The sequence below is a fragment of the Algoriphagus sp. 10J20-15 genome (assembly GCF_055809615.1).
This window is the reverse complement of record NZ_JBVVUG010000049.1, coordinates 66,854-89,184: the sequence shown is the minus strand read 5'-3', so window position 1 is coordinate 89,184 and position 22,331 is coordinate 66,854. Positions and strand designations below refer to the sequence as shown.

Here is a 22,331-nt window from a genome sequence, read left to right as displayed (position 1 = left end):
GGTACTGTAAAAATTGGAAATAATACGAAAGCAAAATATTTAAACCCAATTTTACTTGACAGATTAGGTGAAAAAATTACTATTTTGGATTCTGACTACCTAAACAACCCATCAATTCAGATAGCAAAGGTCAAAATGATTGTAAGAAGCCGGTTCAATTCTGTAAACTCGATACTATTACCTCTCTTGCTTATTTTATTACTGGGTGCACTCGCCCTTCTCATAATATTTATTTCCTTCGAAGATGTAAAGAATGGGAAGGTAAATTCAATTTTCAAAACGCCAATCTATGGAAGTCTTATTCTATTTGTAGCGATTATTGGGACCGTCATTCACTACATAAAAATGTGTAAATCTATCGAGATTGATAGCAAGGGAATAAACGTCAGCAATCTTTTCAATAAGCAATCCATTCTCTGGAGCGAGATTAATACGATTGAATTGATCGGTAAAAGCCAAGTTGCAAATTCCCCCTTGGACGCAACAATCCTTAACCTCAAAACTGGCAGGAAAATCGACTTAATAGCTTCCCGTTATGAAAATATGCCTGCCATCAGAAAAACGCTCCAGCAAATAATTGAGAGCAATGATCAAATTTTGCTCAGCCCACTTAAGGCAACTTCGAAAGTTGACACTACTGACACTATACATCTCAGTAATAGGACAAAATACAGTGGAAACCATATCCTATCATTTAATGGAATTCTGCTTTACGGATGGATAATCTTCTCAATTTTTATAGTATTTACTTATCCTAATTCTGGAGGTCTAATTATAGGACTTGTTATAATGTTTGGTGTCTTATATGGTTATCTCGGCCTCCAACTTCACTATTTTTATATGGACCAAAAAAACCTAGTAGTAAAAAATCATGTATGGCCATGGGTGAATGATAAATACCGAATAAAAGACATCAAACAAGTCATAATAGAAGCACCATATAAAAAATCAACCTCATTAAGAGTGATCACAAATGGCTTCATTTCAAAACTGTATTCTGGGGGAAGTTTGAAATTCAGTATGTGGAAAAAGTTCTTAAAGGATATTCAAAATTTTAATATTGACGCAAAAAATGAAGCTGGCTTTTAGCTCACCATAATTCCTTCGTACATGTTTCAGCTCATTATGTTTTGTCCTTTCATCTGATAGAATTAACATTTCCATTTCTCCTTTCTTGGCGATCTCTGCGACTTTGCGGTAAGTATATATTATTTTTACAAGCCCTAATTTTTCTATAAATCTCATGACTCATCTAGAAGCTGCATTCCGAATCGCTGAACTCACAAAGGAACTCAACCACCACAATCACCTCTACTATCAAGAAAGCAGGATAGAGATCTCTGATTTTAAGTTTAATCAGTTATTGAAAGAATTGATCCAATTAGAAACTGATTTTCCAGATCTATTAGACCCGGATAGCCCCAGCCAGCGAGTAGGTGGAACCATTACAAAGGAGTTCAAAACTGTGAAGCATGAAACTCGCATGCTTTCTTTGGGAAACACATACACTATTGAAGATCTGAAAGCTTTTGACGAACGAGTACAAAAAGGCTTAGGGAGTACAGATTACGAGTATTTCTGTGAAATGAAATTTGACGGTGTAGCTATCAGCTTAGTTTATGAAAATAGAAAATTAGTACGTGCTGTCACTCGTGGAGATGGAAATAAAGGAGATGATGTCACAGCCAATGTGCGAACCATTCGAAACATCCCATTAACTGTTTATGGAGAGGATATTCCTTCAAAATTTGAAGTTCGGGGCGAGATCTTTTTGCCTTTGAAAGAATTTGAAAAGATCAATAAACAACGGGAAGAAGCTGGCGATGCATTATTAGCCAACCCAAGAAATGCAGCTTCAGGAACACTAAAAATGCAGGATTCTTCAATCGTAGCCAAGCGTCGATTAAACTGCTATTTTTATCAGCTTTTAGGAGAAAATCTAAATGTTTCCACACATTCAGATGCGATTCACTTGATAGAAAAGTGGAGATTCAATGTCTCCAAAACTTATCAAAAGGCACAAACCATCCAAGATGTCTTGAACTACATTGAAGAATGGCGAGAAAAAAGGCATAAGCTGCCTTTGGAGACCGATGGCGTGGTCTTAAAAATCAATGATTACTATCAAAGGGAAGAACTTGGGTTTACTGCAAAAAATCCACGCTGGGCAATAGCCTACAAATACAAAGCAGAAAGTGTGGAAACTGAATTACTTTCCATCACTTATCAGGTGGGAAGGACAGGAGCCATCACTCCCGTTGCAAATCTTTCTCCTGTAAGTTTGGCAGGCACCACAGTGAAGCGTGCTTCTCTCCACAATGCCAATGAAATTGAGCGGCGGGGTTTCCATGAAGGTGATGTTGTCTATGTAGAAAAAGGAGGAGAAATCATCCCCAAAATTACAGGAGTCAACCTTTCTGTAAGAAAGCCTGATGCAAAACCTATTCAATACATTACTGTTTGTCCTGAATGTGGCTCTAGTCTGGAAAGAAAAGAAGGGGAAGCCAAGCATTATTGTCCGAATGCAAGCTCCTGTCCTCCACAAGTTTTAGGTAGGATTGAGCATTTCGTTTCCAAAAGAGCCATGGACATTGATTCTTTGGGAACCGAAAGAATCCGAGCCTTAATCGATCAGAAATTCATCCAGAATTACACCGATATTTATTTACTCCAGCAAAAACAAAAAGAACTCTTGGGGCTAGAAATGAGCCATGACCAATATGAAAAGGAAGGAAGTGGTATACTTTATATCACGTTGGAAAAGGCACTTTTTGCCCTAACGGAGCAGATTTCATTAAAGCAAATCCAGCAATACCTGAAAGAAGCTACCGAGCTTCCGATGATAGAAATTCTTCGACACTTTCAGGTACAAATTAGAAAGTGGAATAAAAAAGTTGCTTCTAATGTGGGAATGGTTGATATCCTAATCAACTCTTTGAAAGATCATGCAGAGTTTCCAAAACTGGAAGACTACATTCCTGTTGCTGTTGTTTTGGAGATTTTCTTGGGTCGTCGTGTAGCTTTTGAAGTAATTGAGGAAGCGAGCTATAAAGAAGGAACAGTCCACGGAATCATGCTTCGTTTGAATTTGGATCTTTCAGATGAATTGAGAGAACGTATCAAAAAACTCAAAGCAAACACCTTTCAGGACGGAGTCATCAAAAACATGATGGAAGGAATTGCCGCCTCTAAAAATCAGCCTTTCGAAAAAGTTCTTTTCGCATTGGGGATTAGAAATATCGGCGAGAACACCGCTCAGTTGCTTGCCAGACATTTTGGTACAATTGAGAAATTGGAAGCTGCTACTTCTGAGCAGTTATTAGATATTAATGGTGTGGGAGAAACGCTGGTTCATAGTATTCACGACTTTTTCGCACAGGCAAAAAACCAAGAGATCATCACTCGCCTGAAAGGTTTCGGATTGAATTTCGAAGTCAGTGAAAGCGAATCGGTCAAACTTGGGAATTCACTTGAAGGCAAGAGAATTTTAGCCAGCGGAAAATTAGTGCATTTCAAACGCGATGAAATCAAAGACACCGTCATAGCACATGGTGGACAATATATTTCCTCCGTTTCCAAAAATCTTGATTTCATCATCGAAGGCGAAGATATGGGGCCAAGCAAAAAAGAAAAGGCTCAAAAGCTCGGCGTTCCTATGATTAGCGAAGAGGAGTTTTTGAAGATGATAGGTATGTAGAGATTATAGTCATCAGTCGCAGTCTCAGTTTGTGATCCCCCAACTGCGACTGGAAACTGTGACTGAATACTAGAAAACCCTTTTTTTCAAAAAACAGAATGTCAATTCCTCTCATCCCATTATCTTTAGCCTCCCAAACCTTATACCCATGCACCAACTTAAAGGAACCGGCGTAGCCCTTGTCACCCCATTTCATGACGATTACTCTATTGATTTCGAAGGACTAAAACGTCTAATCGATCATGTGATCGACGGCGGAGTGGATTATTTGGTGGTTTTGGGTACGACTGGGGAGACAGTTACGCTTACCTCTACAGAGAAAAAACAAGTGCTAAATGCCTGTTTAGAATACAATGCCGGACGTGTGCCTGTAGTCTACGGCATGGGTGGCAATAATACTATGTCGGTATTGAGTGATATCGCAAACACAGATTTCACTGGTATTACGGCAATTCTATCTGTAAGCCCATATTATAACAAACCTACTCAAGCAGGGATTGTTGCGCATTACAAAGCAATAGCCGATGCTTGTCCAGTGCCAGTGATTTTGTATAATATCCCAGGCAGAACGATGTCTAACATCACGGCCGAAACCACCATTAGTCTCGCTGAGCATTCCAACATCATCGGCATGAAAGAAGCTAGTGGAAACTTGGAGCAGTGTATGCAAATCGCTGCTAAAATGCCAAAAGACTTCTTGCTTGTTTCCGGTGATGACCTAATGACCAAAGCTCTCTATAGTATTGGCGGATCGGGAATTATCTCCGTGATGGCAAATGCGCTTCCTGCGACATTCAAAGCCTTGTGCCATGGTTCAGAAGAAGAAAGTCTTCAGGCCGCATTTTCGCTCTTGCCGCTGAATAGCCTTATGTATGAAGAAAGCAATCCTGTAGGGATTAAAAATCTACTTAGTCACATGGGAATTTGCGACGATCAGGTAAGACTACCCATGTTACGTGCAAGCTTAGGTCTAAACCAAAAGATCAAAGCAGAATTTCAAAAACTCAAGTAAGAATGCAAAATGCCAGATCGATATCTGAACTCAACAGGCTGATACAATTGGCCTTGGAGACGGAATTGGATCCGGTGATTTGGGTGATCGGTGAAATCGCAGATTTTCGCCAGGCTCCGCAAGGGCATGCCTATTTTGAATTAGTAGAAAAGCAGGGAAATACCGTACAAGCGAAGATCAAAGCAAACCTTTGGTCTTTTGCCTATAGAGCCGTAGCAGCAAGATTTGAATCTATTACAGGATCCAGCATCAAAAACGGCATGAAAGTACTAGCTCAAGTAGCAGTGAACTTCCATCCTGTCTATGGACTGAGCATCAATGTAAAGGATATCGACCCCTCCTTTTCCTTGGGTGAAAGAGCTAGAATCCGCCAAGAAACCATAGATAGACTTTCCAGGAAGGTTTGCTTCGTCTAAATGGGAGGCATATTCTACCTGCTGTTATCCAGAGAATCGCGATTATCAGCAGTCCGACCGCAGCTGGTTACGGTGACTTTGTTAATCAATTGGAAAATAATGCCTACGGTTACCAAGTGTATCACAAGCTATTTCCTTCAGCAATGCAAGGAAATGAAGCGGTGGTCTCTTTGACCAGAAGCTTGGATGAAATAGATGGGGTAAAAGAAGAGCTGGGAATAGAAGCCGTCGTAATAATACGGGGTGGTGGTGCACAATTGGATTTGGATTGCTTTGATGATTACAGGCTTGCTGCCAAAATTGCAAATTTCCCGCTTCCGGTCTTAACTGGAATCGGGCATGAGCGGGATGAAAGCATTGCAGATTTGGTGGCACACACCAAACTCAAGACCCCAACAGCAGTGGCCGAGTTTTTACTTTCAGGCTTTCGGGAATTTGAAGAGAATCTTGGATTGGCAATGCTTCGTCTGGATCGGGCAACGCGACAAAAACTTGCCGAAGAGCAAAACAGAATCCATCAAACCTCTCATCAGATAAAGGCTTTGGCGGAAAGCCGACTGAAACTTGAAGCAGAGAAGTTAAATTCTTCGATTACTCGCATCCGAATTTCTGGAAGAAACATACTTCAGATTCAGGAAAACAACTTGGCTTCATTTGAGAAAAACATGATTCGGGGATTGGATACTTTTTTGAAAAAGGAAAAGCAAAACCTAGACTCCAAGGAATCTTTGCTTCGCCAATTGGATCCAGCCTCCATATTAGCCAGAGGATACACGCGCTCAGAAATCTATGGAAAGCCCATTAATACTGCAAAAATCCAGCTTGGGGATAATTTGCAAACCCATACGTCCAAGTATAAAATCAGCAGCACAATTACACAAATTGAGGAAAAATGAGTGAACTAAAGTACAATGAAGCTATGAGCCGATTGGAGACAATATTGGCGGAGCTAGAGGAAGGAAAGAAAAGTGTTGACGAACTTTCTGCACTAGTAAAAGAAGCGGCTGAGCTCGTGAAATCCTGCAGAACTAAGCTAAAAACCACAGAGGAGGACATCAAAAAAGCCTTTGAAGGCGCTTAAATTTTTATTTAAAATATACTTTTTTCCGCTTTTATCTGTTTTAAATATAATTCCATGCAGGGTATTGGCATATTTGTTGCCAAATTTGCAATCAAGTCCTACGCTAAGGTCATTTCACTTATTTAGGAATCTCTATTATGTCAACTCTTTTCAAGCTTTCCGCACTAGTTATATTTCTTTTTGCCAGTATAAATTTACCGGCCCAGAGCTTTTATAAAGAGAAAAATTCGAGAGACAATATTCTGAGCATTGGGGTTGGTCCTTCTTTCGCTTATATGGATAATGGTGGACAATACCGAGCTATAAATTTTGAAATAAAGCCTTCAATTTCTGCTTCATTGACCAAAAGGCTAAATGACCGATTTGAGGTAAGGGCAACTGGTGGCTTACAATGGATCTCTAGTGGAGGTGACCCTAACAAGGCTGTAACCGATATATGGGCCGCGAACAATTCAGCATTTACCGCAGTAGGATCTGTTTATTATTTTGACATTATGCCAAGTATGTATGTTGTCCCTTTTGGAAATCATATGAACAGAAGCATGTTTAATTTCTACATTGGCCTTGGCCTTGGAGTAATGCATGCAAACACAGATCAAACCAAATCTTTTAGTGAAGATGAAATACCGACCAATGAAAAAATCACCACAGGTTATGTACCAGTCAGAGGCGGAGTGAGCTATACGCTTGGGCCGTATTCAGACATTGCTTTGGAAGGGACCTTGCTAGCAACTTTCACCGACAACCTAGATGGAAATGTAGGTTTCAATAGATTTGGAGACCATCTGGTACAGGGACAAATCGTTTATAGAAGATATTTCTTCTCCCAGTTTAAGGATTAAAAAACCATACAAGACACATTGAAAAGAAAGCCCGTTCATCTCTGAAGAACGGGCTTTCGTTTGTTTAGGAAGTCACCTCTAAAAATTTCCGAGGAAGGGAGATTAGCAGATTTTGGTAAATACCAGGAATTCTAATCAGGAAGTAATCCTTATTTCCTTTCTCAATGACTTCTCCAGTCATATTCTGAAGAGGCCCACCGATGACTAGTACTTTTTCTCCTGGATCAATACTAGACCCGTCAGATTCAACGCCTACACCAGTTTCTATAACCCGCTTAATAATATCCAGATCTTCTTCTCGTACAGTGGCATGATTCCCGGAAAAATGAACAAATTTAACTGCTCCAGGAACCTGTAGACATTCCCAAAGTTGGTTTCGTTTCGTTTTAACGAAAACATACCCATTGAACATGGCTCTTTGCACTTTCTTCTTACGGTCCGACCATTGCCGCAGCTCCTCAATCATCGGCAAATAGACTTCAAAGCCTCTTTCCTTCAATCTATCTGCCACTTTCTTTTCAGATCGTGAAGTTGTGTACATCACATACCACTTTAGTTCTTCCATCTCTTCATTCAACTATTTGGGATGGCGAACTTACAAATTCCATGCTTGAAAGGGAAAAAATATATCCCTCAAAACATAAAAAACCTCCGAGACATAGCCCCGGAGGTTTTAACAAAAAAAACCACCAACCTTAATCCAATCAAGATTTAAGTTTGCTGATTCTCATGTTGAGTTTATCTGCCAACAAATACATGACTGGTACGATGACTAACGTAAGGAAGGTCGCAAAGGTTAACCCAAATATTACCGTCCAAGCCATCGGCCCCCAGAAAGCTGCGTTATCCCCTCCCACATAAAACTGTGGGTCAAATGAGCTAAGCAAAGTCCCGAAATTAATGTTCATACCAATCGCTAAAGGAATCAATCCTAATACCGTTGTGATCGCTGTCAACAACACTGGACGTAGTCTGGTTTTACCAGATTCCACAATACTTGCTATCATCAGTGGGAAAGGCAAATGCTCTTTTGGCCCCATACCAAGCTCGTCTCTTTTTCGCTCACGCACCAAGTTGGTGTAGTCAATCAACACGATCGCATTGTTTACTACAACACCGGCCAAGGAAATAATCCCGATACCTGTCATGATCACAACGAAATCCATATTGAAAATCACTAGGCCCAAAAACACCCCAATGGTACTCAAAACAACCGACGCCATGATAATAAATGGAGTGGTAACGGAATTAAACTGCGCCACTATGATTAAGAAAATCAATGAAACAGCAATTCCCAAGGCGCCCATTAAGAACTCCATTGATTTCTGCTGCTCTTCCTGCTCACCAGTGTACTTTACTGAAATTCCATCAGGCACTTCGTGGTTTTGAAGAGCTGCTTGAATCTGTGAATTCACCACAGTGGCATTGTAGCCATCGAGCACATTGGAATAAATCGTTATGGCTTTCTCTAGATCTTTTCTTTTTACCGATCCATAGGTAGAACCATATTTCACTTCAGCTACCGCTGATATAGGCACTTCTCGTTTCTCACCAAACTTATCTCTAAAGCCAATCTTCTTATTGACCAAGGTATTGATATCGTATCTAAAACCTTCTTTTAACCTCAGCTGAATAGGATAATCATCCTCTCCTTCTTTGTATTTGGAAACTTCCAAACCAAAAAGCGCAGTCCTAAGGTCAGTTGCTATTTGGGATGTGGAAAGCCCAAATCTCCTAGCTTTTTCACGATCTATATCCAAAATAACTTCTGGGTTGCCAAGTGACAAATCAGACTTCAATTCTTCAACACCCGGAATATTTTGATCGTTTAGGTATTCTCTTGTTTTGTTGACAAAAGCAATCAACTGATCATAATCTTCTCCAGCAAACTCCAAATTGATAGCTTTTCCTACTGGAGGTCCATTTCTCTGCTTATCTACAGTCACCAAAACACCCGGATATTTCACAGCCAAGTCACGAATCACTTCCATAGCACCATTCGTATTTACGCCTTGTCTGTCGATGTAATCAACAAATCCTATGGTGATCTTGGCTTTGTGCGGAGTTGGCTGATTGCTCGGCCCCTCAATTGGATCGCCTGTACCTTCGCCAACCTGGGAAATAACAGACTCCAAAATATCCTCATAATCTGCTAGCGCCACCATTAGTTCGTCTTCCATTTCGTCCACAAAGTCATTTGTGGCTTCTATATCCGTTCCGATTGGAAATTCCACAAAGACATTGATCAGCTGCGGCTGGTTATCTGGAAAAAAGAGTACCTCAGGAGCTCTAACTACAAGCAACATCAGGGATAAAACTAGTAATAAGACAGTCCCGCCTAAGAACCCATAGGGCTTTTTACCATTGAGCGCATAAGTCAATATAGACTCATACATGTTTTCCAACTTAACCAAAAATACTGTCTGAAACCATCGGATTGCCTTTCTAAGCAGAAAGACATTGAAGACAGTCAGCAAGGAACCAATGAGCATCAAAGAACCGAAAGCTGTCCAACCTATCAGATAAAACAGTGCAGAGAAAACCAATAAAACCCCTGCTACAATGATGGATTTTTGCTTCGGCTTATCTTTTGTCACATCCTCAACTTTCATATATAGCGCGGTCAACACTGGATTTATAACCAGCGCTACAAAAAGGGAAGATGATAATACGATAATCAAGGTAATAGGAAGGAACTTCATAAACTCCCCTACCGTATCCTGCCAAAAAGCCAGTGGAAGGAATGCAGCCAGCGTAGTAGCAGTAGAGGTTATAATCGGCCAGGCTACTTCTCCCACACCTTCTTTTGCTGCTTGCACAGCGCTCTTTCCTTCGGACATCAATCGATAGATATTCTCTACCACCACAATACCATTATCCACCAGCATACCCAGTGCAAGAATCAAAGAGAAAAGCACCATGAGGTTCAGTGTAATCCCAAATGCATTCAGCACCAAGAATGAAATAAACATGGAAAGTGGGATCGCGATACCTACAAAAAGTGCGTTCCTGAAACCTAGGAAAAACATCAATACCAACACCACTAGAATCACCCCAAAAATGATGGAGTTTTCCAAATCAGAAACTTGAAGTCTGGTCGCTTTAGACTGATCGTTTGTAATAGTAATTTCGAGATCCGGGGGAAACCTATTTGCTTTAGTTTCATCTATTATCTCCTTGATTTTATCTGCAGCATTCAACAAGTTCTCTCCACTACGTTTCACCACGTTGATCGTGACTACCGGTAGATTCTTGCTTCTGGCATAAGACGTTCTCTCTTTATAGGTATCTTTAACCTCTGCTATATCCCGTAGATAAACGATCTTCTGATTATCAGTTTTGACGATAATATCCAACAAATCCATAGGATCTGTAAATTCACCATCAACACGTAGGGTGCGTTGAAAATCTCCAGCACGAATATTTCCTCCTGAGATCGTTACATTTTCTGACTGAATCGCAGAGGAAATATCACCAAAACTCACCCCAACTGATTCCATTTTATAGGGATCGGCGTTGATTTGAATCTCACGCTCTACAGTCCCAGCTAAGTCGGCCTTGGATATTTCTGCAAGTTTCTCAATCTCATCCTCTAGATATTCCCCAAATTTCTTCAATTCTGCTTCTGAGTAATTACCCGAAATATTCACATTCATGATCGGGAAATCGGAGGTATTGATCTCCAATACATTTGGATCTTGATCCAAGTCTGTAGGTAATTCGCTCTTTGATTTATCTACAGCATCCTTTACATCCTGTATCGCCTTAGAGATTTCCACACCTGGATTGAACTCTACTACTATAGAGGAAAAATCCTGAACTGATGTGGAAGTGATATCCTTTACGTCATTGATAGATTTGAGCTCCTTTTCAATCGGTCTGGTGATTAGATTTTCCATATCCACTGGGGAATTCCCAGGATAAGGTGTGCCCACATAGACTGTAGGTATTACAATCTCCGGAAAACTCTCCTTTGGCATATTGCGATAAGCACTTAAGCCAAGAAAAGAAATGATCAGTGTAAGGATCACCACTGAGGTGGAGTTATCTACAGATAAACTGGATAACCCAAACTCTCGTGTTTTTATTGGTTTTTGATTTTCCGACATCTTTTTACAACTGAGCTATATTCACATTGAAATTATCTCCTACTTCTCTGAAGCCTTTATCTACAAGCACTTCATTGCCTTCTAAACCTGCTAGGATTTCAGTATCCTTATCAAAAGTCTTTCCTCGCTCCACATATTTTTTCTTAGCAATCCCTTCTTCTACCACAAAGATGTAATCACCCTTGTTGTCACTCAGAATCAAATAACTTGGTACAGTCACTGCGTTATTATTTTCATAATCCTGGATTTTCAAAACAGAAATCATATTTGGCTTCACCATCGGCATATTCGGGAGATAAACCTCCACTTTGAATGTTCTGTTATTTGGGTTGATGATTGCACCTACAGCAGACACCTTGGTCTGAATATCTTTATTGATCGATGGAAAGTTCACATCCACTGAGTCTCCTTTAGCCAAAACTCCCACATAGGACTCTGAAATATCTGCCTCAATAAATAAATCACTTTCACCCACAAATTGAAACATCGGAGCACCAGGCTGAACCAATTCTCCCAACCTCACTTGAACAGTTTCTATAGTACCAGAGAAAGGCGCACGAATTACCGACTTAGACAATTCAGTTTTCAAAGAAGCCAAGTTTCTCTCGAGTCCTTCTTTCCTGTTTTTAGCTTCCAAGTACTGAACTTCAGTTCCGATCTGCTGCTTCCAAAGTCGATCTTGCTTTTCAAACAGCGTGGTAGCAAGGTCTAAGGTATTCTCCAACTCATCGATTGATCTCTGAATGGATTCTGAGTCGATTCTTGCCAAGACTTCGCCTTTCGCCACTCTCATCCCTTCCATCGCCGGCACTTCCAGAATTCTACCGGAGGTCTCTGCACTGATGCTTACGTTCTTTTTGGAAAGCACCGATCCGGTAACTTCTACGTAATGCTCAAATCTTCCCTTCTTAGCCTGAGCTGTAGTGATCAGAATCGATTTATGATTTGCTTTCGCAAACTCAGGATCAAGCTGAATCAACTCCGCCTCCAACTCCTTAATTTGATTGGTAATTTCGTTTGACTCCGTTTTAAGCTTTTCCAATTCAGCTTTTTTAGCCTCTACTCCGTCTTCAGAAGCACAGGAAATGCCAACCAAAGCAAGTGCGATCAAGGGTAAAAATTTATATGTTGCGTTCATGATATAGTGATATTGTCGTGATTGAATGATTCTCTTGCTAGAAAGAGAAGGTCGGTTTAGTCAATGATTCCTTCTTTTAAAATCCCCAGCGCCTTTTCCAAGTCAACTTTGGAAATTAGGCCATCGTAAAGAGCACCGAGGTAATTGATTTCTGATTCTATTAATGCCGCATCAGCTTCTACTACTTCTAAGTTGGAGCCTACACCTTCATTATATTTGATTTTGGAAATGTCGTACACTTCTTGAGCTAGTGCCATACTTTCTTTTTGCACAGCCAATACTTCCAAATCATTCGCTAGATTTTGCTTTGCTTGATAAATCTCTAATTGAATATTCTGTCCCAAATAGAATCTTTGGTTTTACTAGCACTCCTGCAGTCGAATTCTATTACGCTGAATTCTCGCGCTTTTTGATAATCCGTCAAAAATCGGAATGTTCATCGACACCCCTATCATCGAAGAACTGAACCAATTTATCGATTTGAAAAGTGTATTGAATGAATCCCCTGCACCTGATCTATTGAAATTAGCACTGAGATCCAACGTCGGCATGTATTGAGATGTATTATACTTAAGATCCAGCTGGGCCAATTCTAGGTTGGTTTCCAACTGATCCATTTCCACTCTGTGCATTCCTTCCATAGTTTGAAGAGCGGCTATGTCTTCTTCAGGATTAAGCTCAGCTAAGGTTTCAGTGATAACGATGTCGTAATTTTTCGGAAGCCCAAGCTGGATTTTCAAAAGTTGCTTAGAGATATCATAGGCAGTGATGCTACGCTTTAATTGGGAAAAGGTATTGTTTCGTTGAACCTGAATCCTGGAAACGTCAACTTTTTCTGTGAATCCAGCTTGATTCAGGGCTTTTGTTTCTTCCAGAAGTGAATCAATTCTAGTTAGATTCGCCTGCGAAAGCTTAATTCGTTCTGCATTGACCAAAACCCCGAAGTATGCTTTTTTCACATTTTCAATGACATCGTTCTCCACCTTTACCTTGTCAAATTCAGTCAATGCTTTGTAGGTTTTTGCAGCTCTTAAGCCAACGAAAAAAGACCCATCAAATATCATTTGAGTCAAATTAACTCCTGCATTTGCTGAATAGTTTACTCCAAATCGTGCAGGTATTACATCAGAAGGATTGGTAGGATCACCGAAAGGTGGCTCATTTGGCAGGAATACCACCTGCACCAATGGGTTATAATTTATCCCTACAGTTCCGTTTATCTGGGGTAATCCAGCCGCCGTCTCCTCCTTAATTGTAGTCTGAGACACCATCACTTCCAGCTTGGCATTCTTGGCATCTACATTATTCTCTAAAGCATATTGCAGCGTCTCCTTGAGGTTGAGCTGCAGTGTCTCCAAAGGCTGAACCTCTTGAGCATTTGCATCCAACTTGAAAATGCTAAAGGCTAGAATCGTTAGTAAATAAAGCTTTGATTTAAACATGATATAGTTCTAAAAGGGATCTGTACTCTATTTTATTAGGTGAATGAGCTGATTTTCGAAAGGGTATTAAACTGAATTCTGATGTTGCAAATATGATTGCCTGCCTTTTTCGGTAAAGATACCATGTAAAAAATGATCTAGCATCTCCACATGCAGAGATAATAAGCTATAATCATTTCTATTGTAATTGGTAGGGTTCATAGCAGCCGTAATTTGATCAACGCGCATATTTGCCAAGACTTTAGCGTTTATTTCAGGGCGAAAATAGCCAAGAGTCTTGCCTTTCTCTATCACATTGACGATATCTGTCACAATAACATTCTGTTTGAACTCATTAAACATTTCCCACACCTCAGGAAAATACTTTTGAATTTCGAGCAACACCATAGGGTTCAAGGTAGCAAGGCGCTCACGAACCATTCTGGAGGTAAACATTAAATGTTCAATCACCCCATCTTCTTGTTCCAAAATCTTGTTTAATGATTCTTGATCTTCCTTTAGTGCCAAAGAAAAAGTCTCCATCACTAGCTCTTTTTTATCTTTGAATTCTTGGTAGATGGTTTTCTTGGATATTCCAGCCAAGCGCGCAATATCCTCCATGGTAATGGCTCTTACACCATACTGGCTAAATTGCTCACTTGCTATTTCTAAAATCTTCTCTCTCATTTACTTTAATCAACTTGTAATCCGGGCGCAAAACTACGGAAACTTTCATCTACTTGAAAGTTTCTGCCGTATCAAAAACGAACTATATTTGGCATTAATAAAAGTACAATTCAGAAAAGCGCGCGAAAGCGGACATATTCTTTGGATTTTGGAATTTTCAGTGGAGAGGAATTGGTAGCAAGACACCAGTATTAAGTAGCAAGACCTTAAACATAAGATTTGAGAAACAGGTTGGTTCAAGTCTTCAGATCTGTCCGATCTCAGACGGGCTTGGATCTTCTGTTTTGAAGTCTTCTGACTTCGTATTTCAATTTCAAAACTTCGCAGCCTGAAGACTGCATGGTAATAGGCACGAGACTAACTATTCAAGATTCGCTCAACTCCTCGGAAATCCCGTAAATCGTATTTCATATTTCGTAAATCAAAACAGATTGCTTTTGCACTAACAAATCCTCTCTCCTCTCGAACTGAAAACTGAGACTCACCACTGAAAACTGATCAGTATATTTTTCAATCTTTCAATTTTCAAATTTTTCAATCTACCTCTCAATTCCGTACCTTTGCATCTTACCAGCCAAAGGACATGATTTTCTTCTTTGAATCCCCTCTAAAAACCGTTTACGCTGTACAATCTCCACAACCTTTCGCTCCAGAAGACCTAGAAAAGCTGACTTGGCTTTTCGGCGGAGCTACAGCCATCAACACACCATCACTTTCCGGAAAATACTCAGGACCTCGCAAGGAAATGATTACTCCATGGTCAACTAACGCCGTGGAAATCACTGCAAACATCGGAGATTCCAGGCGTAATTCGTATCGAGGAGTTTTTCCCGATGAATGAAGGTGACCAGATCGACCCTATGCTACAAAAAGCATACGAGGGAATAGATCAGGAAATCTTTGATATTCACCTGCAGCCGGAAGCGATCGTAGAAATCCACGATATCGCTGCCTATAATAAAGAGCATGGCTTGGCACTCAGCCAGGTAGAAGTGGATTACCTGGACAATGTTTCCAAGCAACTAGAGCGTCCACTGACGGATTCTGAGGTTTTCGGATTTTCCCAAGTGAAGAACTCGGAGAGCACTGCCGTCACAAGATTTTTAACGGTACGTTTATCATAGACGGAGTAGAAAAGCCACAGACGCTTTTTCAATTGATCAAAGAAACTTCCAAAGCGCATCCTAACCGTATCGCTTCTGCCTACAAGGACAATGTGGCCTTTGTAGCCGGACCAAAAGCACAGCAATTCGCACCGAAAACAGCGCATCAAGCGGACTTCTTCGAAACCCGTGACATCGATACGGTTATCTCCCTGAAAGCTGAAACACACAACTTCCCAACTACCGTAGAGCCATTTAACGGTGCGGCCACTGGAGCTGGTGGAGAAATCAGAGACCGTATGGCTGGCGGAACTGCCTCTATTCCTTTGGCAGGAACGGCAGTTTATATGACTTCTTATCCTCGTTCCGAGAAAGGAAGATCTTGGGAAAGCAAGTTGGAAGAACGTCCTTGGCTATACCAAACGCCTATGGATATCCTGATCAAAGCTTCCAACGGAGCTTCTGATTTCGGAAACAAATTCGGTCAACCGCTGATCTCCGGATCTCTTTTGACTTTCGAGCATGAGGAAGACGGCAAGCACCACGGTTTTGATAAGGTAATCATGCTGGCTGGTGGCGTGGGCTTCACCAATGCCAAGTACACTAAAAAAGATGCGCCAAAAGCCGGTGATCAGATTGTGATCATGGGCGGCGACAACTATAGAATCGGAATGGGCGGTTCGGCTGTTTCTTCCCTGAACACCGGAGAACTTTCCAACGCAATCGAGCTAAATGCAATTCAGCGTTCCAATCCTGAGATGCAAAAGCGTGTTTCCAATGTGATTCGCGCTATGGCTGAGAGCGAAGACAACCCAATCATTTCCATCCACGATCACGGAGCTGGTGGACATTTGAACTGCCTTTCTGAATTGGTGGAAGATGCCGGAGGAACTATCCACATCGACCAACTTCCTGTGGGTGACCCTACCCTTTCCGCTAAGGAAATCATCGGAAACGAATCCCAAGAACGTATGGGATTGGTTATTGGCAAAAAGGATGTAGATACCTTACATCAGATCTCTGACCGTGAGCGTGCGCCATTCTATGTGGTGGGCGAGACAACTGGAGATATGCATTTCAAATTCGAAAATGGCAAAACTGGAGAGAAGCCAGTGGACTGGAACCTGAGCTACATGTTCGGTTCATCTCCTAAAACCATTTTGGAAGACGATACGACCAACTCAACTTTTGCGGAAGCAAGCTATGAAGCTGACCTGATCCAAGCCTATGTACGCGAAGTACTCCAGCTGGAAGCGGTAGCATGTAAGGATTGGTTGACAAATAAAGTAGATAGATCCGTGACAGGTCGTGTGGCTACGCAGCAGACCGTCGGTGAGATCCAACTTCCACTGAATGACGTGGCTGTGATGGCTTTGGATTTCACGGGAAACAAAGGAATCGCAACTTCCATCGGTCATGCGCCAGTGGCAGCTTTGGCAGATCCGGAAGCAGGTAGCCGATTAGCGATTGCTGAGGCGATGACCAACTTGATTTTTGCACATATTCAGGACGGCTTGCAGGGGATTTCCCTTTCTGCCAACTGGATGTGGCCAGCCAAAAACAAAGGCGAAAACGATAGATTGTATAGAGCGGTTGAAGCCGTATCTAAGTTTGCCATTGATCTGGGTGTGAATATCCCTACGGGAAAAGACTCCCTTTCCATGACTCAGAAATATCCTGACGGAAAAACGGTTTACTCCCCGGGAACAGTGATTATCTCCTCCGTGGGTGAATGCTCTGATGTACAGAAAACAGTGAAAACTGCCTTGAAACCTATCAAAGGGAGCAGAATCCTCTACATAGATTTCTCTAAGGACGAGTTCAAACTGGCTGGATCAAGCTTCTATCAGGCCTTGAACAAGGTTGGAACAGAAACTCCAGACGTCAAGAACCCTAGATATTTCGCGAAGGCATTTACCGCAGTTCAGGATTTGATCGATCAAACTTGGATCCTGGCAGGACACGACATCTCTTCAGGTGGATTGGTAACAGCCCTGTTGGAAATGTGCTTCCCGGTGCAAAATATTGGGTTGAAAGTAAAACTGAATCGCCTTCATGAAGCAGATCTAGTGAAAGCGCTATTTGCCGAGAATCCGGGAATCCTGATTCAGGTGGCCGAAGACCATGCAGTGGAAACCTTGTTGGTAGAAGCTGACATTGATTATGTGGAGCTGGCAAAAGTGACTGATTCTGGAAACATTGAGTTTGCAGGAAAAGACCTGACGCTTGATATCGCTGAGCTTCGTGATGTATGGTTCAGGTCTTCTTACTTATTAGACAGAAAGCAAAGTGGAGAGCAACTAGCGAAAGACCGCTTTGACAATTATAAAAATCAGCCGCTTGCATTTGAGTTTGCTGAAGGCTGGAAAGGTAGTTTTGCAACTGCTGGACTAGATCCTTTCCGCACTACCAAAGGCAAGGCGAAAGCAGCGATTATACGTGAAAAAGGTGTGAATGGCGATCGTGAGATGGCTTACTCCCTTTGGTTGGCTGGCTTCGAAGTGAAAGACATTCACATGACCGATCTGATCGCAGGTCGTGAAAACCTGGAAGATGTACAGATGATCGTCTTTGTGGGTGGATTCTCCAACTCCGATGTACTAGGTTCGGCCAAAGGCTGGGCAGGTGCCTTCCTATACAATCCTAAGGCTAAGCAGGCGCTGGACAACTTCTACGCTAGACCTGACACCTTGAGTTTGGGCGTATGTAACGGTTGCCAACTGATGGTAGAACTAGGCCTGGTCACTCCTGATCATGCCGACAAACCAAAGATGCTTCACAATGCATCCCATAAGTTTGAATCTACTTTCGTGAACGTAACCATCCCACAAAACGAATCTGTGATGCTAGGATCACTTAGCGGGACAGAGACTAGGCGTATGGGTAGCACACGGAGAAGGCAAGTTTGCACTTCCTCAATCCGCAAGCGACTACAACTTCGCAATGAAATACAGCTACGAAGCTTACCCAGGCAATCCAAACGGTTCCGATCATGCAACCGCAGGTATCGCATCGGCTGACGGTCGTCACCTGGCTATCATGCCACATATCGAGCGAAGCCTGAAGCCTTGGAACTGGGCACATTATCCAGCTGACAGAAAAGACGACTTTACGCCATGGATGGAGGCTTTTGTGAATGCATGCCTTTGGGTGGAAGAACATACTTCCTAAACTTCGCTATTCAGGATTCGAAGTTCAGCATTCGATATTTACGAATTACGATATTGGATTTACGAGATTGACTTGAACTTCAGCCGTAAATTAGGATTCGAACACTTTTGAATTTGACTTATAAATCCCTTAGAGCAATCTGAGGGATTTTTTTATGAGAATTAATGCTTGCCGGCAGCCCCCCGTCTGGGTGTAGTCCGATCGTTATCTAAGGGTAGTTTGTAACTACGCCTTCCTATCCTTATCAATTTGCAATTGATCTTTATATTTGGGAGAAATTGCAAGCTCTCCTTAATTAATATCACTATCTAATCTTTTCGAGTAGAATGTATCTAAATCAAGAAACTGAAGAAAGGAAGGAGAAGATTAAAAGGCGCGGAAGTAGAGTCATCATGATTACTTTTGTAGGGATCTTCATTCTTATCATGGTCCTTTTTATAACCGGAACTCAACTCCAACGCGATACGGAAATCAAAGGAAGAGTCCTTTTCAGTTTATATAATCACGGAGACTATTTAATCGTTTTGACGAACCAAATAATTTCGGCTCCATCTATGGGAGATGAACTCCAAGGGAACTTTATAATAGGGAATGAACTTCAAAAAAACTCCGGATCGGACACTTTAACTGTTAACTCAAAAAAACATATTTTGCTGAAATTTCAAAACATTGAAAATTGATTAACAATCCACTTTTTAGCACTGGTCTGACTATAGTTTGTACCTCCGCCCAAATCATTATGCAGTATTAACATCAATAAATATTCCTACCTGGAAAAGAAACCTTATCAGGATCACGACTCTGGTCTTTCAGCTTTTTCATGAGTCATTGCAACACAAATCTTCATTCCAGAAATTGGACGATAAATAAAATCCTAGTAATTGGGACCCCGAATTCCTGGGATTAAAAACAAAAATAATTCTGGAACTACCCAAAACCCGAAGATAATCATGGTCGAAATTCTTAATTTGGCTTTCGAAACAACCAAAATGCCATTGGTCTATATGGGGATAATCGCAATAAGCCAATCGGATTTGGTGATAAGAAAATTGGCTTTCAAGCATAAGCCAACATTTTAAATAATATCATTATAAATGAAGCTATTTGACAATTTACAGACTAAAAAAATACCTAAAGGAACAATTCTCCTGTCCAAAGGAGATTCTTGCAGATCCGTTTATAAGGTAATTAAAGGTTGTTTAAAAAGCTATGTAATCGATAAATCAGGAAAAGAACACATTCTACACTTTGCCTCTGAGGACTGGATAATGACCGATATGGACAGTTTCATGAACCAAAAGCCTTCCAATATATTCATAGATGCGATTGAAGACAGTGAGGTGGCATTTCTTACTTCCTCAACTTACAACGATATAAGTCAGTTGGATCATGGTGATTTGCTTGAACAAAATAAAAAACTAGTCAATAATTTAATTACAACCAATAAGCGCTTAATTAACTTATTAAGTGCCACCGCCGAAGAGCGGTATATGGATTTCATAGAAACCTACCCCACACTGATTCAAAGACTTCCACTTAAACTAATTGCTTCCTATCTAGGAATGACGCCCGAATATTTAAGCGATGTCAGACGAAAATTAGCCCAAAAGTGATTTCTTAAGATACCTTAATTTTTATCTTTTTTATTGTACCCACCTTTGTTGTGTAAAAACAATTAAAAGATAAAAATGACAACAACAGCAAAATCAAAAGGGCTAACCATTGCTTTATGGGTAGCTCAAGGGTTAATTTCTCTAACCTTAATTTGGGCAGGTTTCACCAAATTATTTCAACCAATTGAACAAACCGCCGAAATGTTGCCTTGGGCACTTGATAATCCTGGATTATTAAAATTCACGGGTATCATTGATTTACTTGGTGGCATAGGTATCGTTTTACCGGCGGCTTTAAGAATACAGCCAAAACTTACCGTTTTTGCAGCCTACGGAGTCATTGTATTAATGATAGCTGCCAGCATTTTTCATATATCCAGAGGCGAAGCATCACTTATCGGCATGAACATATTCTTCCTTGCACTTGCTGTTTTTGTAGCTTGGGGCAGAACGAAGAAAGCCGCTATCACTTCCAAATAAGACAGTTTAATCAAAACAAATTCATTATGGTTTTAATAACAGGCGCAACAGGAAATTACGGTAAATCAACCATCGATTTCTTACTTCAAAAAGGTTTCTCTTCCTCAAACATCGTTGCATTAGTAAGGAATGAAGAAAAGGCTTCCGGTTTAAAAGAAAAAGGAATTGCTGTCAGAGTCGGTGATTATGACAATTACACACAATTAGTTGAGGCTTTTGAAGGCATTGACAAATTACTTCTGATTTCAGGTTCTGACATGGTAAACCGCGACAAGCAACATCAAAACGCCGTGAATGCTGCGAAAGAGGCTGGTGTCAACCACATCATCTACACGAGTTTTGAGCGTAAAAACGAAACTGAAACATCTCCTATCACTTTTGTTTCTGCCACTCATATTGCTACCGAAAATTGTTTAAAAAGTAGCGGATTAGACTATACAATTTTGAGAAACAGTTTGTATATGGATATGCTACCTATGTTTTTTGGTGATAAAGTAGTGGAATCAGGTATATTTTTACCAGCAGGAGACACCAAAGCTGCCTTTGCACTAAGAGTGGATATGGCAGAAGCTACCGCTAATATTTTAATGACCGAAGGGCACGAAAACAAAACTTACGATTTTAGCAACAGCGAAAATGTATCTATTCCGGAAATGGCTGAAATCATAAGTGAAGTCGTTGGAAAAGAGATCCCATACCACAGTCCGAGCCAAGAGGTCTATGTGGAAACCTTAACTAAAGCAAATGTTCCCTCAGAATATATAGGGATGTTTGCAGGATTTTCGGCAGCTATCAAACAAGGAGAATTCACAGTTGAAAATTCGGATTTAGAAAAAATCCTGGGAAGGAAACCTACCACAGCGAAGGAATTTTTGACCAAAGTGTATGCTTCCTAAAAAGGTCGAACAGTCAACCATAAAACATTATAACGGTTTGGGTATTAACTCAAACCGTTATTGTTTTAAACTAAGTACATTTTTTTGTTTTGAATAGAACCATAGTCCACCTCAATCAAACCTTTCAATCCAGAGTACCTGGCCGTGGCGGGATTCCTAACACTGGAATACAGGTAATCTTCTGGTTCTTTCTCTCTCACTGATATTTGTGAATGGTGCAGAATTGATATCGGCCATACCTATGACATTTTGCCAACTATTTGATTTTTTTTAACAGCTATTGAAATGGCCGGCTAAAAGATCTGTCATGCCAAAAGGCATTAATTCCACAAAATATCATTTATCAGTCCCATCGGGACGGTTTCAACCTCTGGAAAAATTGATAGCACTATCATCTGGCAAAGTCCCAGTGGGACGGGCCATATCTATTCATCCAAAAGGACTGGGGGTAGATTATAGTTATTCCCAACCTTTTTCACCTTCCACCCATCCGCACTCGCCCTAACCAAAACAAACGATTCCGTAGTATTGGCAAAACTCAAGACCGCTCTTTGCTATGCATTTGCTAAATTGGCTAATAATAATTCCTAAAATAATTTACATGAAATCAACTCTATTAACTCTTTTACTCGCCTTCTCCCTGATGGTTTGCAAAGCACAGGATA

General features: G+C 40.9%; 20 protein-coding genes. 14 read left to right on the top strand and 6 right to left on the bottom strand.

What is annotated here, in order from left to right; all coding sequences use genetic code 11:
• The first annotated feature begins 84 nt into the window (after positions 1–84).
• From AC0L6R_RS24210 to AC0L6R_RS24180, 7 genes are all read left to right on the top strand, one after another.
• Positions 85–1,089, top strand: a complete 1,005-nt coding sequence (locus AC0L6R_RS24210) for a hypothetical protein (protein WP_473273477.1) — start codon at positions 85–87, stop codon at positions 1,087–1,089.
• Positions 1,090–1,243: 154 nt separating this feature from the next.
• Positions 1,244–3,697 carry an NAD-dependent DNA ligase LigA gene (gene ligA / locus AC0L6R_RS24205; RefSeq protein ID WP_473273476.1) on the top strand — a complete coding sequence of 818 codons (2,454 nt, stop codon included), beginning with the start codon at positions 1,244–1,246 and terminating at the stop codon, positions 3,695–3,697.
• Between the two features lie 148 nt (positions 3,698–3,845).
• Positions 3,846–4,709, top strand: coding sequence for a 4-hydroxy-tetrahydrodipicolinate synthase (dapA, locus tag AC0L6R_RS24200; RefSeq protein ID WP_473273475.1), 864 nt, complete (start codon positions 3,846–3,848; stop codon positions 4,707–4,709).
• Positions 4,710–4,711: 2 nt separating this feature from the next.
• Positions 4,712–5,125, top strand: coding sequence for an exodeoxyribonuclease VII large subunit (locus AC0L6R_RS24195; protein ID WP_473273474.1), 414 nt, complete (start codon positions 4,712–4,714; stop codon positions 5,123–5,125).
• Entirely contained in the window at positions 5,113–6,021 is a 909-nt protein-coding gene (gene xseA, locus AC0L6R_RS24190) for an exodeoxyribonuclease VII large subunit (protein WP_473273473.1), read from the top strand. The genes AC0L6R_RS24195 and xseA overlap by 13 nt, the downstream gene beginning before the upstream one ends.
• The gene (gene xseB, locus AC0L6R_RS24185; protein ID WP_283413931.1) at positions 6,018–6,206 is read left to right on the top strand and encodes an exodeoxyribonuclease VII small subunit; all 189 of its coding nucleotides are present in this window, start codon (positions 6,018–6,020) and stop codon (positions 6,204–6,206) included. Before xseA ends, xseB begins: the two co-directional genes overlap by 4 nt.
• A 137-nt stretch (positions 6,207–6,343) precedes the next feature.
• Positions 6,344–7,048, top strand: coding sequence for a hypothetical protein (locus tag AC0L6R_RS24180; RefSeq protein WP_473273472.1), 705 nt, complete (start codon positions 6,344–6,346; stop codon positions 7,046–7,048).
• A 64-nt stretch (positions 7,049–7,112) separates the two neighbouring features.
• Here AC0L6R_RS24180 and AC0L6R_RS24175 read toward each other — a convergent pair whose 3' ends face one another.
• From AC0L6R_RS24175 to AC0L6R_RS24150, 6 genes are all read right to left on the bottom strand, one after another.
• Positions 7,113–7,613 (bottom strand): UpxY family transcription antiterminator, encoded by a 501-nt coding sequence (locus AC0L6R_RS24175; protein ID WP_473273471.1) that lies wholly within the window; start codon positions 7,611–7,613, stop codon positions 7,113–7,115.
• A 139-nt stretch (positions 7,614–7,752) separates the two neighbouring features.
• A complete protein-coding gene (locus tag AC0L6R_RS24170) occupies positions 7,753–11,157 on the bottom strand; it encodes an efflux RND transporter permease subunit (protein WP_473273470.1) in 3,405 nt (1,134 codons plus the stop codon).
• Positions 11,158–11,161: 4 nt separating this feature from the next.
• A complete protein-coding gene (locus tag AC0L6R_RS24165) occupies positions 11,162–12,295 on the bottom strand; it encodes an efflux RND transporter periplasmic adaptor subunit (RefSeq protein ID WP_283413927.1) in 1,134 nt (377 codons plus the stop codon).
• A 56-nt stretch (positions 12,296–12,351) separates the two neighbouring features.
• Complete coding sequence (locus tag AC0L6R_RS24160; RefSeq protein ID WP_473273469.1) at positions 12,352–12,639, bottom strand: TolC family protein; 288 nt, start codon at positions 12,637–12,639, stop codon at positions 12,352–12,354.
• Positions 12,640–12,657: 18 nt separating this feature from the next.
• Positions 12,658–13,737: a TolC family protein gene (locus AC0L6R_RS24155; RefSeq protein WP_473273468.1), complete on the bottom strand. Its 1,080-nt coding sequence runs from the start codon at positions 13,735–13,737 to the stop codon at positions 12,658–12,660.
• A 66-nt stretch (positions 13,738–13,803) separates the two neighbouring features.
• Positions 13,804–14,403, bottom strand: coding sequence for a TetR/AcrR family transcriptional regulator (locus AC0L6R_RS24150; RefSeq protein ID WP_283413925.1), 600 nt, complete (start codon positions 14,401–14,403; stop codon positions 13,804–13,806).
• A 583-nt stretch (positions 14,404–14,986) separates the two neighbouring features.
• On the opposite strand from AC0L6R_RS24150, the gene AC0L6R_RS24145 reads away from it, so the two are divergent.
• The 7 genes from AC0L6R_RS24145 (at position 14,987) to AC0L6R_RS24115 (ending at position 21,666) form a co-directional block, all read left to right on the top strand.
• Positions 14,987–15,244, top strand: a complete 258-nt coding sequence (locus AC0L6R_RS24145; RefSeq protein WP_473273467.1) for a hypothetical protein — start codon at positions 14,987–14,989, stop codon at positions 15,242–15,244.
• Positions 15,237–15,527, top strand: a complete 291-nt coding sequence (locus AC0L6R_RS24140; RefSeq protein ID WP_473273466.1) for a hypothetical protein — start codon at positions 15,237–15,239, stop codon at positions 15,525–15,527. The genes AC0L6R_RS24145 and AC0L6R_RS24140 overlap by 8 nt, the downstream gene beginning before the upstream one ends.
• Positions 15,461–18,526, top strand: a complete 3,066-nt coding sequence (gene purL, locus AC0L6R_RS24135; RefSeq protein WP_473273488.1) for a phosphoribosylformylglycinamidine synthase — start codon at positions 15,461–15,463, stop codon at positions 18,524–18,526. The genes AC0L6R_RS24140 and purL overlap by 67 nt, the downstream gene beginning before the upstream one ends.
• Positions 18,450–18,677, top strand: coding sequence for a phosphoribosylformylglycinamidine synthase subunit PurQ (locus AC0L6R_RS24130; protein WP_473273465.1), 228 nt, complete (start codon positions 18,450–18,452; stop codon positions 18,675–18,677). Before purL ends, AC0L6R_RS24130 begins: the two co-directional genes overlap by 77 nt.
• Positions 18,678–19,771: 1,094 nt before the next feature.
• On the top strand, positions 19,772–20,290 hold the full coding sequence (locus AC0L6R_RS24125) for a Crp/Fnr family transcriptional regulator (RefSeq protein WP_283413910.1): 519 nt from the start codon (positions 19,772–19,774) through the stop codon (positions 20,288–20,290).
• A gap of 75 nt (positions 20,291–20,365) precedes the next feature.
• Positions 20,366–20,770 (top strand): DoxX family protein, encoded by a 405-nt coding sequence (locus tag AC0L6R_RS24120; RefSeq protein ID WP_283413909.1) that lies wholly within the window; start codon positions 20,366–20,368, stop codon positions 20,768–20,770.
• 26 nt (positions 20,771–20,796) lie between these two features.
• Entirely contained in the window at positions 20,797–21,666 is an 870-nt protein-coding gene (locus AC0L6R_RS24115) for an SDR family oxidoreductase (protein WP_473273464.1), read from the top strand.
• Positions 21,667–22,331 lie beyond the last annotated feature (665 nt).

What these genes read in the sequence shown, in the direction of transcription:
- AC0L6R_RS24145 (WP_473273467.1), top strand. Translation starts at nt 14,987, where the DNA reads ATGATTTTCTTCTTTGAATCCCCTCTAAAAACCGTTTACGCTGTACAA.
- AC0L6R_RS24125 (WP_283413910.1), top strand. Translation starts at nt 19,772, where the DNA reads ATGAAGCTATTTGACAATTTACAGACTAAAAAAATACCTAAAGGAACA.
- AC0L6R_RS24155 (WP_473273468.1), bottom strand. Translation starts at nt 13,737, where the DNA reads ATGTTTAAATCAAAGCTTTATTTACTAACGATTCTAGCCTTTAGCATT.
- AC0L6R_RS24130 (WP_473273465.1), top strand. Translation starts at nt 18,450, where the DNA reads ATGAAATACAGCTACGAAGCTTACCCAGGCAATCCAAACGGTTCCGAT.
- ligA (WP_473273476.1), top strand. Translation starts at nt 1,244, where the DNA reads ATGACTCATCTAGAAGCTGCATTCCGAATCGCTGAACTCACAAAGGAA.
- AC0L6R_RS24120 (WP_283413909.1), top strand. Translation starts at nt 20,366, where the DNA reads ATGACAACAACAGCAAAATCAAAAGGGCTAACCATTGCTTTATGGGTA.
- AC0L6R_RS24170 (WP_473273470.1), bottom strand. Translation starts at nt 11,157, where the DNA reads ATGTCGGAAAATCAAAAACCAATAAAAACACGAGAGTTTGGGTTATCC.
- AC0L6R_RS24195 (WP_473273474.1), top strand. Translation starts at nt 4,712, where the DNA reads ATGCAAAATGCCAGATCGATATCTGAACTCAACAGGCTGATACAATTG.
- xseB (WP_283413931.1), top strand. Translation starts at nt 6,018, where the DNA reads ATGAGTGAACTAAAGTACAATGAAGCTATGAGCCGATTGGAGACAATA.
- AC0L6R_RS24165 (WP_283413927.1), bottom strand. Translation starts at nt 12,295, where the DNA reads ATGAACGCAACATATAAATTTTTACCCTTGATCGCACTTGCTTTGGTT.
- AC0L6R_RS24180 (WP_473273472.1), top strand. Translation starts at nt 6,344, where the DNA reads ATGTCAACTCTTTTCAAGCTTTCCGCACTAGTTATATTTCTTTTTGCC.
- dapA (WP_473273475.1), top strand. Translation starts at nt 3,846, where the DNA reads ATGCACCAACTTAAAGGAACCGGCGTAGCCCTTGTCACCCCATTTCAT.
- AC0L6R_RS24140 (WP_473273466.1), top strand. Translation starts at nt 15,237, where the DNA reads ATGAATGAAGGTGACCAGATCGACCCTATGCTACAAAAAGCATACGAG.
- AC0L6R_RS24115 (WP_473273464.1), top strand. Translation starts at nt 20,797, where the DNA reads ATGGTTTTAATAACAGGCGCAACAGGAAATTACGGTAAATCAACCATC.
- AC0L6R_RS24150 (WP_283413925.1), bottom strand. Translation starts at nt 14,403, where the DNA reads ATGAGAGAGAAGATTTTAGAAATAGCAAGTGAGCAATTTAGCCAGTAT.
- AC0L6R_RS24175 (WP_473273471.1), bottom strand. Translation starts at nt 7,613, where the DNA reads ATGGAAGAACTAAAGTGGTATGTGATGTACACAACTTCACGATCTGAA.